Consider the following 14,086-nt stretch of genomic DNA (forward strand, 5'->3'; position numbering starts at 1 on the left):
GTCGAGCGGAGTCGAGACCTTCACCATGTATCAATCAATTTTCCCAACTTCCTGTAATTGATCGTCCAATCATGCCTCCGAAATTGGCTTTTTCCCTATTTTTGCCCCTCTAAATACTAATCCGAATATGTCTATTGCCAGCAAATACGATCCAGCAGCTACCGAAGCCAAGTGGTATGCTTATTGGATGGAGCACAAGCTTTTTTCATCGAAAGTAGATCCTAACAAGGAACCTTACGTGATTACCATGCCTCCTCCTAACGTCACAGGCGTCCTGCACATGGGGCATATGCTGAACAATACCATTCAGGATGTATTAATCCGTCGAGCTAGAATGCAGGGCAAAAATGCGCTTTGGGTTCCAGGAACTGATCATGCTTCGATCGCTACCGAGACCAAAGTAGTAAACTTGCTGAAGGAACAGGGAATCGATAAAAAGTCCCTTACCCGTGAGAAATTCCTGGAGCATGCATGGGAGTGGAAAGAAAAATACGGTGGAATTATTCTCGAGCAACTGAAGAAGCTCGGAGCTTCCTGTGATTGGGATCGTACAGCCTTTACTATGGATGCGGATCTAAGTGATGCTGTGATTTCTGTTTTTGTGGATTTACACCAAAAAGGGAAAATTTACCGCGGTATCCGTATGGTGAACTGGGATCCAAAAGGAAAAACTGCCCTTTCCGATGACGAGGTAATTACCAAGGAAATTGCATCCAAACTCTATTATATCAAGTATCAGATCGAAGGAACGGAGAATGAATTCCTTACCATCGCTACCACACGTCCTGAGACGATCATGGCGGATGTGGCCATCTGTGTCAATCCAAATGATCCAAGGTTCACCCATCTAAAAGGCAAAAAAGCAATCGTTCCTCTAATCAACAAAGCCATTCCAATCATCGAAGATGAGTACGTGGATATGGAGTTTGGTACAGGCTGTCTGAAAGTAACTCCGGCTCATGACATCAATGATTACGAACTTGGACTGAAGCATAAACTGGAAGTGATCGACATCTTAAACGATGACGGAACGCTGAATGAAAAAGCTCAAATTTTGGTTGGCGAAGATCGTTTCATTGCAAGAAAGATGATCGGTAAGAAACTGAAGGAAATCGACCAGTTGGAGAAAATAGAAGATTACAAATCCAATGTAGGTCACTCCGAAAGAACTGATGCAGTCATCGAACCAAAGCTTTCTCTGCAGTGGTTCCTGAAGATGGATGAGATCACCAAACCTGCTCAAAAGGCTGTGATGGAGGATATTATCCAATTGTACCCACCGAAATTCAAGAACATGTACCGCGCTTGGATGGACAATGTACGCGACTGGTGTATCTCCCGTCAACTGTGGTGGGGACATAGAATTCCTGCCTACCATCTTCCAAACGGCGAATTTGTCGTGGCTAAAACTGCTGAGGAAGCCCTGCAACTTGCGAATGAGCAATTTGATGGTACGTTTACCTTAGCTGATTTACAGCAGGATGAAGATGTATTGGATACCTGGTTTAGCTCTTGGCTTTGGCCTATTTCTGTGTTTGACCCAGAAGTATTCACTACGGGCAAGCCGAATGAGGAACTGAAATATTACTACCCTACCAATGATTTGGTGACTGCACCGGAGATTCTATTCTTCTGGGTGGCACGTATGATCATAGCTGGCTACGAATACATGGGCGAAAAGCCATTCAAAAATGTTTACCTGACCGGTATCGTTCGCGATAAATTGGGCAGAAAGATGTCCAAATCGCTGGGCAATTCGCCGGATCCTTTGGATCTGATCGCTCAAAACGGAGCCGATGGTGTGAGAACAGGAATGCTCTTCTCCTCTCCTGCCGGAAATGATTTGCCATACGATGACAAATTGGTGGAGCAAGGAAGGAACTTTACCAACAAGATCTGGAATGCTTTCCGCTTGGTAAAAGGCTGGGAAATCGATCCAAGTCTGGATGGAGGGGATAATGCTTCCAGTATAGCATGGTTTGAAAATCGATTCAATCAATCCTTGGTAGAAATCAACGAGCACTATGAAAAATTCAGAATTTCTGATGCTCTGATGACAACATACAAGTTGGTCTGGGGAGATTTCTGCTCTTGGTACCTAGAGATGATCAAGCCGGAATATCAGCATCCTATCGATCAGGCAACTTACGACAAGACCATTGCTCTTTTCGAAGATATCCTGAAGATCTTGCATCCCTTCATGCCATTTATCTCAGAAGAACTTTGGCACCAAATCAAGGAAAGATCTGTGGAAGAATCCTTAATCTTGGCTTCATGGCCGGAGGCTGAAGGATTTGATACGAAAATCATCGAAGAAGCAAATCAGGTGTTTGAGGTTGTTTCTCAGGTAAGAAACCTTCGCGCTTCTAAAGGCATGTCTCCAAAGGAATCCTTTGATCTGACCATCAACACCAAGAATGAAGGATTGTACGGACGATTCTCAGCTGTCTTAAATAAGCTGGCGAATTTGTCTTCTTTGAATTTTGGCGAGAAGGTAGAGAATGCAATCAGCTTCGTAGTGAAGTCTGATGAGTGCTTTATCCCAATGGGCGATTCCATCAATGTTGAAGAGGAAAAGGAGAACATTCAAAAAGAGATTGATTATACTCAAGGCTTCCTTAATTCAGTGATGAAAAAGCTCAGCAACGAGCGATTTGTAGCTGGTGCACCTGCTCAGGTCATTGAAATGGAGCGCAAGAAACAAGCAGATGCTGAAGCTAAAATTAAGGCTTTGGAAGAGAGTTTGGCGAAGTTGGGATAGGATAAAAATCTCTTGGTAAAACAATATAAACTAAAAAAGGAAGCCCGGTTGAACTCAAATTCAACCGGGCTTTTACATTTATTTTACCTGAAACTTATGCTGCGTTTCTAGCCGCATTGATAATTCCAAACATACTTCTCAAAATCAATTTCTGAAGCACTTCCGTGGTTTTACCGGTTTCTAGGATTTTCTGAATCGCATATTGCTGCACAGTAATGAGTGGCAAAACAATACGTTCACGAATTTCAATTGACTTTTTGATCACTTTATTATCACCCATCAATTCGTCCATGGAAGACACTTCTTTGAGCTTTTCTATAGATCTTAGGTATTCATCGTACATGATTTCCCAGAATTCCCCGTAGTTTTTATCCTGCTTCAAATAAGCGGTAGCCGGATAGAAACACTTGGTCAGTGACTGCATCGAATTCCCAAGAAGAGCTCTGAAGAAAAGACTGTTATTATATAGTTCTTTTAAATCTCCCAGCTTCCCTTTCTTTTCCAACACTTCAACTGCAGCTCCTACTCCATAGAAACCAGGGATATTCTGCTTCATTTGCGCCCATGAACCTACAAAAGGAATAGCACGAAGATCTTCAAATTTCAAACCTTCACCTTTGCCTCTTTTCAAAGGTCTGGAGCCAATATTGGTCATTCCAAAATACTTTAGCGGAGTAACATGCTCCAAGTATGGAACAAACTTCGGATGACTCTTGAATTTTTTATAGGACTCGTATGCCTCCCCAGCTAGCTCATCGATTAGCGCTCGCTGTTCTGTATTAAGATTCTTGTCAGCACCACCATATAAGTGATTTTCCAAGCCTGCACTGAGCAATTGCTCAAAGTTATAGGTACAAGAAGCTTGCTTGCCGTAGTTTGCAGAAATCGTTTGACCTTGGATCGTAACCTGAATCTCAGAGTTCTCTACTTTCTCGCCTAAGGAAGCGTAGAAATTGTGCATATTTCCTCCACCACGTGCAGGAGGTCCACCTCTACCATCGAAGAACACAACTTCAATTCCGTTCTCTCTGGAAACTCTGGTCATCTCCTCTTTTGCTCTTAGAATTGACCAGTTAGCCTGAAGGTATCCACCATCCTTGGTTCCATCAGAGAATCCAAGCATAATTGTTTGCTTATTCCCTCTAAACTCCAAGTGCTTTTTGTACTCAGGCATATTGTAAAGATTGGTCATGATTTCAGGAGCTTCTGCCAAATCATCGATCGTCTCAAAAAGCGGCACAATATCCAAAGGCATATTTTCCTTGTCTTTCCCTAGACACAGTTTATTCAGTTTGAACACCTCCAGTAGATGCTTTCTGGATTGACAGTTGGATATAATATAACGGTTCATGATCTCCTCACCACTTTCTTGCTGGATAGAATCAATCACGCCCATAGACTCCAGCATCTCCTGATTAAATGGATCTTGGAATGAAGCAATTTCAGGCAGCTCGGTTAGGCTCATAATCTGGGCGATTTGCTCATCTTCTGTGCCTTGAAGATCTTTTCCTTGAAGTGCGAAAATCTCTTCAATTAGAGTATCGTGCTTGCGGCTATCCTGACGCATATCCATGCAAGCGAAGTGGAAACCAAAGATTTTAACTTTAAGAATAAACTGATCCAATTCTGCGAGAAATAATCCCTCATGGTATTTGATCAAACCTTCCCGGGCAGACAGTAAATCTGCCAGCAACTGATCTTTGGTTTGATAAACCGAATTATTCTCAAACAACGTGGAGTAAAGACCACGCTCAATGTTGATTAATATCTCTTCTACATGCTTAAAGGTCAACCTTCTACGAACCTTACGCACGTCTTTGTAATAACACTTTAGCACCCACTTTTTCAAGCGTGCTGCCACTTGTTTTGTGATGGTATGCGTGACAAATGGATTGCCATCGCGGTCTCCTCCTGGCCAAAAACCGACTTTGAGCAAGCCTGGGTTTTCCCAATCGTGAAGCGGGATATCTAAGGATCCTAGTAAGCGAACCATGATATCGGAAATACTTTCGTAGAAAATATTTTCAAGGAACCAGATCAAGCTAACTGCTTCATCGTAAGGGGTAGGTTTTTCGCGCTTGGTAAATCCTGTTTTCCCTAATTGCTGCAAAAGTGAATTTATTTTACCGAGATCATCGGTGCGGATAGCATTTTCCAGATCGGTGATGATCGCTAGGACATTACCAGGATAAAATTGTGTAGGGTGAGCCGTCAGCGTGAGCCTAACCGAGAATGTCTTCAACTTTTCAATTAGCTCCGTCCGCTTATTGTCATTATCCGTACGGTCTATCAAAGCTTTGACCGTTCCTTTTCCTTTCAGGTCATGGATTTTCTCATACGCAGCATCCTCAATCGAGTCAAACAAAACGACTTGTCGCTCCACATACTGAATCATCTGGAAAAGCAAGTCGGATTGCTGCTCAGGTGTAGATTCTGGCATCAATTCATCGAAAAACCCTGCAATAATTTCCTTGGGAGTCAATCCCTTTTGGAAACCATCCTGACATGCTGTGCCTAAAATCGGAAGTAAAGTTCCGGTGCGGTAGATGTCATTGAAGGGAAGATCTAAAAACAAACTGTTGTAAATTGTGAAGCGCTTGGCTACTTGGGTATCATAGGTTTTATACATTATACATCTTCCGTTTTAATGGTTAAGCAAATTAGTAAAAATTCTAAAAACTGAAATAACTATTGACTATTCATTAATAAATAATCTCATTTTCTTCCTTTTTTTCAAATAAACAAGTGTTTTTACACCAATATTATAATTTCAAGAGTTGAGATAATTCAATACCTTCCTATTCTGAAATCGAACATGAGTCTTAAGTTACAAATTGGAATAACTATTTACTATACACGATTTGCTGTGACCAATGATAAGAAGTTTTAAACACATGAATAAAAACCTTTTCCTTGCGGGAATCTTAGCTGCAACTTTTGCCTGCTCTCCAGAAAAATCAACAGAAATGAACACCACTCCTACTACTTATACTTTTTTGGTTGGCACATATACTGATGAAGAGACTCAGGGACTCAATCAACTTGATTTTACTCCTTCGGAAAATAAATTAGAAATCAGAACAATCTACCCAGGGATTCAAAATCCTTCCTTTGTTGTTGCAAATTCTGCAGGAGACAAGGTCTTTACTTTAGAGGAAATAGGCAATGTTCCTGGAGGAAATATTATTAGTTTGAGCAGAGCCTCAGACAAACCAGCACTGTCGAAAATAAGTGAATTACCAAGTTTTGGAGATCATCCCTGTTATCTGGCACTTTCTCCAGATGAAAAATTCCTAACTGCTGCCAACTATAGTGGTGGTAATTTTAGTGTTTATAAAATTGATGAATTGGGAGAGTTAACCCATCTGCAAACTATTCAGCACGAAGGAAGTAGTGTAAATAAAGGCCGGCAAAGCTCTCCGCATGTCCACAGCACAGTATTTAGTCCGGATGGAAAATTCCTGCTAGTGGCCGATTTAGGGACCGATGAGGTATATGTTTATGATTTTGATGCAAATTCTTCCGAGCCGCTGACTTTAAACAATGCCTATAAAGTAACTCCTGGCGATGGACCAAGACACTTGGTCTTTTCTCCTGATGGAAAAGAAATCATGCTGGTCCAAGAGATGACCGCAGTCTTGGAAATCTTAAGTTTTGATGATGGAAAAATCAGCCCAAAGCAAAGAATTTCTTTACTTTCAGACGGTTTTACTGGTGGTGTTGGAGCTGCAGAGGTTCGGCTTTCTCCTGATGGAAAAAACATTTATGTCTCAAACAGAGGGGATGCTAATACAATCTCGGTGATCAGCAAAAATACTTCAGGAGAATATGAATTCACTCAGCAGATTTCATCCGGTGGTATCATGCCAAGAAATTTCAATCTCACTTCAGATGGGAAATATCTTCTAGCTGCACATCAAGCAAGTGATGATATCATTGTTTTTGGAAGAGATGTCGAAACAGGAATGCTCACGCAGACAGATTGGAAAGTAAGCGTCCATAGCCCTGTTTATCTCTTCAGACTAGGTGACTAGGAAGGCTGCTCCCAGATAATTTTGGTATTATACCGAATCTGTCCTTGCTCGATTTCCAAAGGAGAATGTAGATTATTCTCATATAATTTACCTGTACCCAAACCTTGGGGAATTGATGCATCCAACTCGTCCGCAAGCTGAGAGATAGCATTTAGGCCGATGTTACTTTCTAGTGCTGATGTCATCCACCAACCAATATTACGGTCCTCAGCGTGGGATATCCATTCTTTGGTTTCTAGAATTCCACCAAGCAAAGTTGGTTTTAAGATGATATGCTGAGGCTGAATTGCATCTAGGAGTCCAGCCTTATTTTTCACACCAATCAGTTCCTCATCTAGGGCGATAGGCAGCGGAGTTGCTTCGCAAAGTTGTTTCATTATATCCCAATTTCCAGCTGAGATTGGTTGCTCAATGCTATGCAAGTCATATTTGGCCAATTCCTTTAGTTTTGACAATGCATCTGTTGCTGAAAATGCTCCATTTGCATCTACGCGTAGGGTTATCTGATCTTTTGAAAAGCGCTCTCTGATATAAGAAAGCAGATCCAATTCCTGCTGAAAATCAATAGCTCCAATTTTCATTTTGATGCAATCAAATCCTTGCTCAAGCTTTTCCTTGATTTGATCCAGCATAAAGTCTTTCTTTCCCATCCAGATCAACCCGTTGATTGGGATGGCCTTTTTCCCTTCATGAAAATCCTTTCCAAGAATCTTCTTTTTCCCACCATTCTTCAGATCAAGAATCGCAGTTTCCAACCCAAAACGAATACTTGGAAGCTCGAAAGGAACAAGGTTAGCTAGTTGATCTAAAATACTCAAATCATCCTTCTTCCAGCTCACCTGAGAGATTTGTTTTAATGTCGATTGGAGCACTTCCTCAAAGTCCGGTCTATCATCTAAACTTAAGTTCACTAAGGGTGCAGCTTCACCCCAGCCTACAACTTGTGGGGTATTTACGTGAAAAGCTTTGATCCAAAAAACATTCTTTGTCTTCAAAACACCTCTTGAAGTTCCTGCGTCGAATTTAAACACAAGAGTTCTTTTCAGGTATTCAAAGGAAATTTTGGAGGACTCAGACATGGTTTTGTAGATGATTTGGAAGGTACGTGAAATGCCCTATCGAGAACCTTTCTCAATCAAGCGGTTTTTATTTAGGGCATTCCATCTGACCTTTGAAAAACAAAATATAAACAGATGAATTGACTTGGCTTATATTTGCGGGCCGAAGAACACCTAGTTATGCAGATCCCAGAAATTGATTTAAAAGCTTACGAATATACGTTACCCGAGGAAAAGATCGCAAAATTCCCTTTGTCCAGACGAGACTCTTCGAAACTTTTGCACTACAGAAATGGGCAGATTTCCCACTTGAATTTTAGTAATCTTCCGGAGTTACTTCCCGCAGAAACACTTCTAGTTTACAATGACACCAAAGTTATCCCTGCACGATTGATTTTTCAGCGGGAAACGGGAGCAAGAATTGAAATTTTCCTTCTGCAACCACTTGCACCAACAACTGTAATTCCAGAGATTATGCTTGCTAAGCATCCGGTGATCTGGGAAACGATGATCGGGAATGCTAAAAAGTGGAAGGATAACGAAGTGCTAAAAGGACAAATACCGTTTCAAAGCGGTACCATAACCCTTCAAGCCAAATTAATAGACAGAGAAACTCGAAAAGTAGAATTCTCTTGGGATAATGCTGATTTAGCATTTGTAGATGTGGTAGAAGCAAGTGGAGAAGTACCACTTCCTCCTTATTTGAATAGAAAGCCTATTGAGGAAGATAAATCCCGATATCAGACAGTTTATTCTGAAAAAGAAGGTGCTGTGGCTGCTCCAACAGCTGGGCTACATTTCACCCCAGAGATTTTCCAGCAACTTAAATCCAAAGGGATCAAAGAGGCTCAAGTTACGCTACATGTGAGTGCGGGCACTTTTCAACCCATCAAAGCAACTCAGGTCACTGAGCACCCCATGCATAGCGAGCAAATCCATGTGAATCGAGAAACTGTAGAAAAGATACTACTGAACCTTGGAAATGTTGTAACTGTAGGAACTACCTCAGTCCGCACGCTGGAAAGCTTGTATTGGTATGGCGTGAAATTGATTGAAGGCAAAGGTGAAGAACTAAAAATCCAGAAGCTTTTTCCTTATGAAAATAGGGATGGTTTGCCTTCGCCTCAAAAATCCTTCGAAGCTATTCTTGCTTTAATGGAAGAAAAAGGCTTTCAAACTATAATGGGTAGCACAGAGATATTCATTTTCCCCGGATACAAATTCAAGATTGTCAAAGGACTAATTACCAATTTCCATCAGCCTGGCTCTACCCTTATCCTACTGATTGCAACTATACTCGGAGATGAGTGGAAGCGTGTATACACTGAAGCTTTAACTAATAATTATAGATTCCTTAGCTATGGTGATAGTAGCTTGCTTTGGATAGATTAAGTCAGTCAACACAAAAATTTTCTAGCTATTTACCCGGTATAGATCAAAATTTAATCATTAAGCCATTTGCAAACTGAATTCTGAAAATTCAGAATAGTCAATTTCTTTTACCATTAGTATCATCGCATTTGCAAATTCCTGCTTACAGGAAAGAACTTCATACGCATAAAATAAATCTTCGGTGATGGTGATTTCTAATGAACCAAAAAATCGATTTAGCTCATCCTGAGAATTTGAACGAACAGATACACATCCGTTTTTCGATTCACTTTTCTCAATAATGAAATTTGCAGAAGCTGTTTGGATTATCATGTAGTTGGCTTTTTAATGATAAACAAAGCTAGCCTAGAGAAATATTAAATCAATACCCTATGCAGGGTATTTTTCAGTTTAGGCGCAAGTAATTGTCAAATTATTTTATTTGATATTCAGACTATTAGGCGAAAAGAATTAATCATTGAAATCCTATCCGTTAATGGCTTGTTAAATTCTGATCAATTGACTTATATTTGCATCGATTTACAAGATGGAGCTGGGAGAGGAATCGACCAAAGTTCTTGATTTCCTTTGAAAAGATGATTTTGTAAATCGACAAATAAGCCAAGTAAAATATCTAGAGAGTTGGGTGAGTGCTTATCCCGATAGTTATCGGGACAGCAGTTTGATAATTCTAATCTAGAAAAAATACATTTAGAGAGTTGGGTGAGTGGCTTAAACCAGCAGTTTGCTAAACTGTCGTACGTGTCAAAGCGTACCGGGGGTTCGAATCCCCCACTCTCTACCACTAAAAACCCTAACTATCTGAAATATTGATAGTTAGGGTTTTGTTTTTTGATTCAGGGATCTTTTCAGGGTCTTAGATATAAATATCTGGATAATTCATTTCCCATTTAGTCGTTCTCCATGACTCGAACAATTCGTACTGTACGAGGAGTACGAACCGTTCGAGTTGTACGAATTAAATTCTCCTTTTTCTCTTAAAAATATTTCAGAGGAATTAATATGCCTTTCCTGTTTAGTTTTTTTAATGCTAGATAAATTCCAAAAACCTATCAATCTGCTGTAAATACCACCCCCCAAATCCTTTATTGTCATAATCAACTTGAAAACCTGATAAATGATCTCCTTCAAACTGGACGATTTGACAACTATCTCCTAGTTTTTTCTGAAGCATTAAAGCAGCATCATAGGTCGTAACTTTATCATTGGAGGCGGCTAAAATCAAAAGCGGACAATCGATGGATTCAATAGATTTTTTAAAAGCTTTCGCTTTTTCGGGAAGCAAAATCTCTTTCCCTTGTTCATCATAATAATTCACAATTTCGCCAAGATCTGTAACGAAGCCCTCGCCAATTATAAAATCGATCTGATTTTTAATTTGAGGGTAGGCTCTAGATGCAATTGTAGTCCCCATTGACATTGCCCAGATACCTAATTTTTTATTGGGAAACTTATTGGAAATGATGTCTACCACGGCTTCCAGATCCCAAGCAAATTCTTTGTAATAGAGATATTCTTTCTGAATCTCGAAATTTTGGCTTTTCCCGAATCCTCGATAGTCAAATGTGACAACAGTATAGCCAGAGTTTGCCAAGATGGCGGCGTGGTAGACGAAATAAGACATATTTCCAGCGTCTGGATAAGCTAGAATCAATATAGTGTCCTTATTATTTTCTTGTTTGGCTTTGTAAATCCAGGTATTTAGACGGAAACCATCACTTGTATGTATATCCAGTTGTTGGTAGCTCCAGTTTAAAGAATCAGGTGTTCTGATATATTCCCTGTCTGGATTAATGGCAGAGACTTGATTGAAACTAAATAACAGCAAGAAAATGGATATCGCGGTGTTTTTCATAATGATTAGATTTTATGATTATTGATTCAAATCTTTTAAATCCCTAATCGAGCCTTTTTTCATTTTTATATAAATACATCTTTACTTATTTACATTTATACTTACTCAGACTTTGAAGTTAGGTCATAATTTGTTAAAATGAGCATTCATCTAAAGCACATGAATATGTGGCCAACAATAAAATTTTTAGGAACATTATTCATCAGCTTCATTGCAATGATCGGAGCATTGGGAGCGGAAAATCCATTTCCTCTTTTTGCTGTAGCTTGGGGAATATGGATCATTTATATCCTGAGCCTACGGTCAAAAAGAAAAAAGGAACTGGACAAAGAAAGACTAATCAGAGAAATCCTGGATAAACTTTAGAATCCAAAAAGTAACTTCAAAGAAGCAAACGAGCCCAACAGAAAAAAACAGATCGAACTAAAGCTGACAAGTCTAAAGCCCATTCTGGAAAGAAAGGGCTTTTTTATGTGCGCATCTTGAATCAAGGAAAGTATAAATCCAGTACCGAGAAATAAGATAACGATTAGTAGAGGTTCCAGCATATTGATTGTAGCGACTTGGAGTAAGAATTGTTAAGTTACTAAAAACAAAAACTTTTAGAAAAAAGGGGGATCACTCCTCCCCCTCTTGTTCAATTCCTAGAATATAATTGGCTGCTTGGTGTGCCTTTTGGGCAGCATAGATCAGCATTTTTGGATCATCTTGTAATGGCTTTAACCAGCCTTTCATATATGCCAATGAGTTTTTGAAATTAGCATCCTTGATCCCTGCGAACGCATTTAAATAACTTGCTCCCATTTCGGCAACTAGCTCTTCCTTGGAATATTCAGCGGATCCAAAACCAACCGAAGCAGGTCTTTCAGAAAATCTTCCCAATCTGCTTGTATTTCCTGTCGAGTGGATCATTTCATGAAAAAGTACAGAATAAAATTGTTCGTCTCCTTTGAATGTTTCTTTCTCAGGCATATTGATAAAATCATTGACAGGACTGTAATAAGCTTCGTCGCCTTCATAGACAATATTTGGGCAATCGATGTACCCTGATATAATGGACTCGCAAGTTTCGATTGGTGAAAAAACTCGTTCCTCTGTTTCTTTGATAGAAAAATCGATTCCTTCTATTTGATCGATGTTGAAAACCGTCCAGATAAACGGGGTAAACTTCCGACCAAAAACGTCCTCGTCTTCTCCTTCTTTGTTAGTTGTCTTTCCCTTAACAAATTTGGATATCTTCCAGAATACAACCTTAGTGCCCTTTTCGTTCTTTTTGACATTCCCGCCTAATTGCTTCGCTTGTTTGAAGGTTAGAAAATAAGGGCTGCTGAATTTTTTAGAGGTAGTAACCCAAGCTAGCCAAAGTGCATTAAAGCCCAAATAAGGACGGTCTGAAGCATAATTTTTAGGCGCGTTTCTAGGATTCCAGACCTTTTCCCAAGTAAGATTCTCATTTTGGATTCCCTCGATGATTTCATTGGTTACGGTTTCCGCTAGTTTGTTGAAATTTTCCCAAGCTTTCATTCTCATAAAGTTTTAAATGATAAAAAGGAACCTCTCATTGCCAAAAAACCCAACCTGATATCCAAGGATGTAAGGAAACTCGACCCGACACTTACTGAGCTTTTCCCGATAGTCAGGAGGGCAGTGTTTTTCTGGGAGAGTGGGGATAGTTGACTGAGAAGTGACATTTTTTTTATCCACTGGTGTTGAGGTTCCGACCGACAAGCGTCTATGAAAAAACAGGTTCTGGGTAAGGCAAAAACAGGAATTAAAAAGTCGGAGGCAGTCCGTAGGAAACCGTCTTTTTCACTTCAGGGCGAAGCGAATTTTTGACGATCCCAGGTTCTGGTTTTCACCTTTGCTTGATTGGGCGGACTTAACGCCAGTAGAAACCTGGAACGGATCAGACAACCAGCTTGGAAGAAAAAAGCTGCCTGACGGAAGTAAGGAAAAGCGGAAATGGCTTGCCCCTCTAAGGTGGCTCTGGCTACGGGTTCACGAAACGGCCTTCCCAAGTCTCAGGCTTGCCTGGACTTGGGATAAGGCTAAGAGAAGTGAAGCGGTAGCTGTGGGGAGTGAAAGCTCTTTCCCGAAAAGATGAGGAATGAGCAGTCATTTAAAAAATGGTGCGAATGAATCAAAATAGAGGGAATGAGCGGAACGGGGATAATGGCTTAGGGATAGAAGTGAAAATCCTTTCTCAGCGAAAGTCTGGTGTTCACGGATGAAAGATTGAGAGCGGATAGCCTGACCGAAAGGAAGCCCCATAAATCGATAGTATTCTGAAAAATCCTCACCTTTATACTCCAAATTCATAGCCATGTCCACTGCTATCCATGTCAGCAAAAAGCTGGAAAAACTAATCAAAAAGTATATAAGCCCTTCCGTTGGCGAAGAGAATACAGCGATTTTGGGAAAATGGAATGCTACGGTATTTTATGTCAACCGAAGGAAAAACTGGCTGCTTTACAATCCCAAAACCCACTATTCTCTGATCTTGGAAAACATCACAGCCAAAGACCTGCCGAACCTTCGAGAGAAAATAAGCCAAGAGTTCCATCTACAGCTAACGGTTGATGGAATCAATGCAACCCAAGAACAAGTCAACTGGCTATTGGACGAAATTAGATTCCACTCCACAGATGGAGATCGCAGTGCCTTGGGATACATAAACCAGATTATGTTCACTCTTGAATGCCATCTGGATGGAGAGCTCTTTCATAGTCTTGCTCAAATCAACGCCTACCTAAACGACAGTATCTTCAGTCTCGACGGTGCCTCCAAATACACCAACATTACCAAACCGAGGAAGGAATTGGAAAAAATCTTAAAAAACTATCTCGCTTCAGGTCAGGAAAAGCCTATTGATCCAAGCCAGTTGAATTAATAATTACAATTACTTTTATATAAAAACATAATTAAACAAATACTTTTTTATTTACTACAAGAAACTTAACCACATCTATCTAAATATCAATTGATT

The 14,086-nt window shown here is 40.2% G+C and carries 10 protein-coding genes and 1 tRNA gene; 6 read left to right on the forward strand and 5 right to left on the reverse strand.

The features are described 5' to 3' along the window. The first annotated feature begins 127 nt into the window (after nt 1-127). Complete coding sequence (locus tag ACPUEN_RS08355) at nt 128-2,761, forward strand: valine--tRNA ligase (protein WP_425639644.1); 2,634 nt, start codon at nt 128-130, stop codon at nt 2,759-2,761. Nucleotides 2,762-2,855: 94 nt separating this feature from the next. Here the strand turns inward: ACPUEN_RS08355 and ACPUEN_RS08360 are convergent, their stop codons facing one another. Further along, nucleotides 2,856-5,390, reverse strand: a complete 2,535-nt coding sequence (locus tag ACPUEN_RS08360) for a phosphoenolpyruvate carboxylase (RefSeq protein WP_425639646.1) — start codon at nt 5,388-5,390, stop codon at nt 2,856-2,858. Nucleotides 5,391-5,655: 265 nt separating this feature from the next. Here ACPUEN_RS08360 and ACPUEN_RS08365 point away from each other — a divergent pair, with 265 nt between their 5' ends. Continuing rightward, nucleotides 5,656-6,795, forward strand: a complete 1,140-nt coding sequence (locus ACPUEN_RS08365; protein WP_425639648.1) for a lactonase family protein — start codon at nt 5,656-5,658, stop codon at nt 6,793-6,795. Here ACPUEN_RS08365 and ACPUEN_RS08370 read toward each other — a convergent pair. Next, a complete protein-coding gene (locus ACPUEN_RS08370; protein WP_425639650.1) occupies nt 6,792-7,874 on the reverse strand; it encodes an o-succinylbenzoate synthase in 1,083 nt (360 codons plus the stop codon). The two genes, ACPUEN_RS08365 and ACPUEN_RS08370, sit on opposite strands and share 4 nt — an antisense overlap. Before the next feature lie 159 nt (nt 7,875-8,033). Here ACPUEN_RS08370 and ACPUEN_RS08375 point away from each other — a divergent pair, with 159 nt between their 5' ends. Then, nucleotides 8,034-9,245 (forward strand): S-adenosylmethionine:tRNA ribosyltransferase-isomerase, encoded by a 1,212-nt coding sequence (locus ACPUEN_RS08375; protein ID WP_425639652.1) that lies wholly within the window; start codon nt 8,034-8,036, stop codon nt 9,243-9,245. A 57-nt stretch (nt 9,246-9,302) separates the two neighbouring features. Here ACPUEN_RS08375 and ACPUEN_RS08380 read toward each other — a convergent pair whose 3' ends face one another. After that, a complete protein-coding gene (locus ACPUEN_RS08380; RefSeq protein WP_111611770.1) occupies nt 9,303-9,557 on the reverse strand; it encodes a hypothetical protein in 255 nt (84 codons plus the stop codon). Between the two features lie 380 nt (nt 9,558-9,937). Between ACPUEN_RS08380 and ACPUEN_RS08385 the strand changes: the two genes are divergently transcribed. Continuing rightward, a tRNA-Ser gene (locus ACPUEN_RS08385) sits at nt 9,938-10,029 on the forward strand. A 246-nt stretch (nt 10,030-10,275) separates the two neighbouring features. Here ACPUEN_RS08385 and ACPUEN_RS08390 read toward each other — a convergent pair. Beyond that, nucleotides 10,276-11,100, reverse strand: a complete 825-nt coding sequence (locus ACPUEN_RS08390) for an alpha/beta hydrolase (protein ID WP_425639654.1) — start codon at nt 11,098-11,100, stop codon at nt 10,276-10,278. 138 nt (nt 11,101-11,238) lie between these two features. Between ACPUEN_RS08390 and ACPUEN_RS08395 the strand changes: the two genes are divergently transcribed. Then, nucleotides 11,239-11,466: a hypothetical protein gene (locus tag ACPUEN_RS08395; RefSeq protein ID WP_425639656.1), complete on the forward strand. Its 228-nt coding sequence runs from the start codon at nt 11,239-11,241 to the stop codon at nt 11,464-11,466. 252 nt (nt 11,467-11,718) lie between these two features. Here the strand turns inward: ACPUEN_RS08395 and ACPUEN_RS08400 are convergent, their stop codons facing one another. Then, a complete protein-coding gene (locus tag ACPUEN_RS08400) occupies nt 11,719-12,624 on the reverse strand; it encodes an ArdC family protein (RefSeq protein WP_425639657.1) in 906 nt (301 codons plus the stop codon). A gap of 799 nt (nt 12,625-13,423) precedes the next feature. On the opposite strand from ACPUEN_RS08400, the gene ACPUEN_RS08405 reads away from it, so the two are divergent. Then, nucleotides 13,424-13,990 carry a DUF6933 domain-containing protein gene (locus ACPUEN_RS08405; RefSeq protein ID WP_425639659.1) on the forward strand — a complete coding sequence of 189 codons (567 nt, stop codon included), beginning with the start codon at nt 13,424-13,426 and terminating at the stop codon, nt 13,988-13,990. Nucleotides 13,991-14,086: the final 96 nt, after the last annotated feature.

The organism is Algoriphagus yeomjeoni (assembly GCF_049821175.1).
GTDB lineage: Bacteria > Bacteroidota > Bacteroidia > Cytophagales > Cyclobacteriaceae > Algoriphagus > Algoriphagus yeomjeoni_A.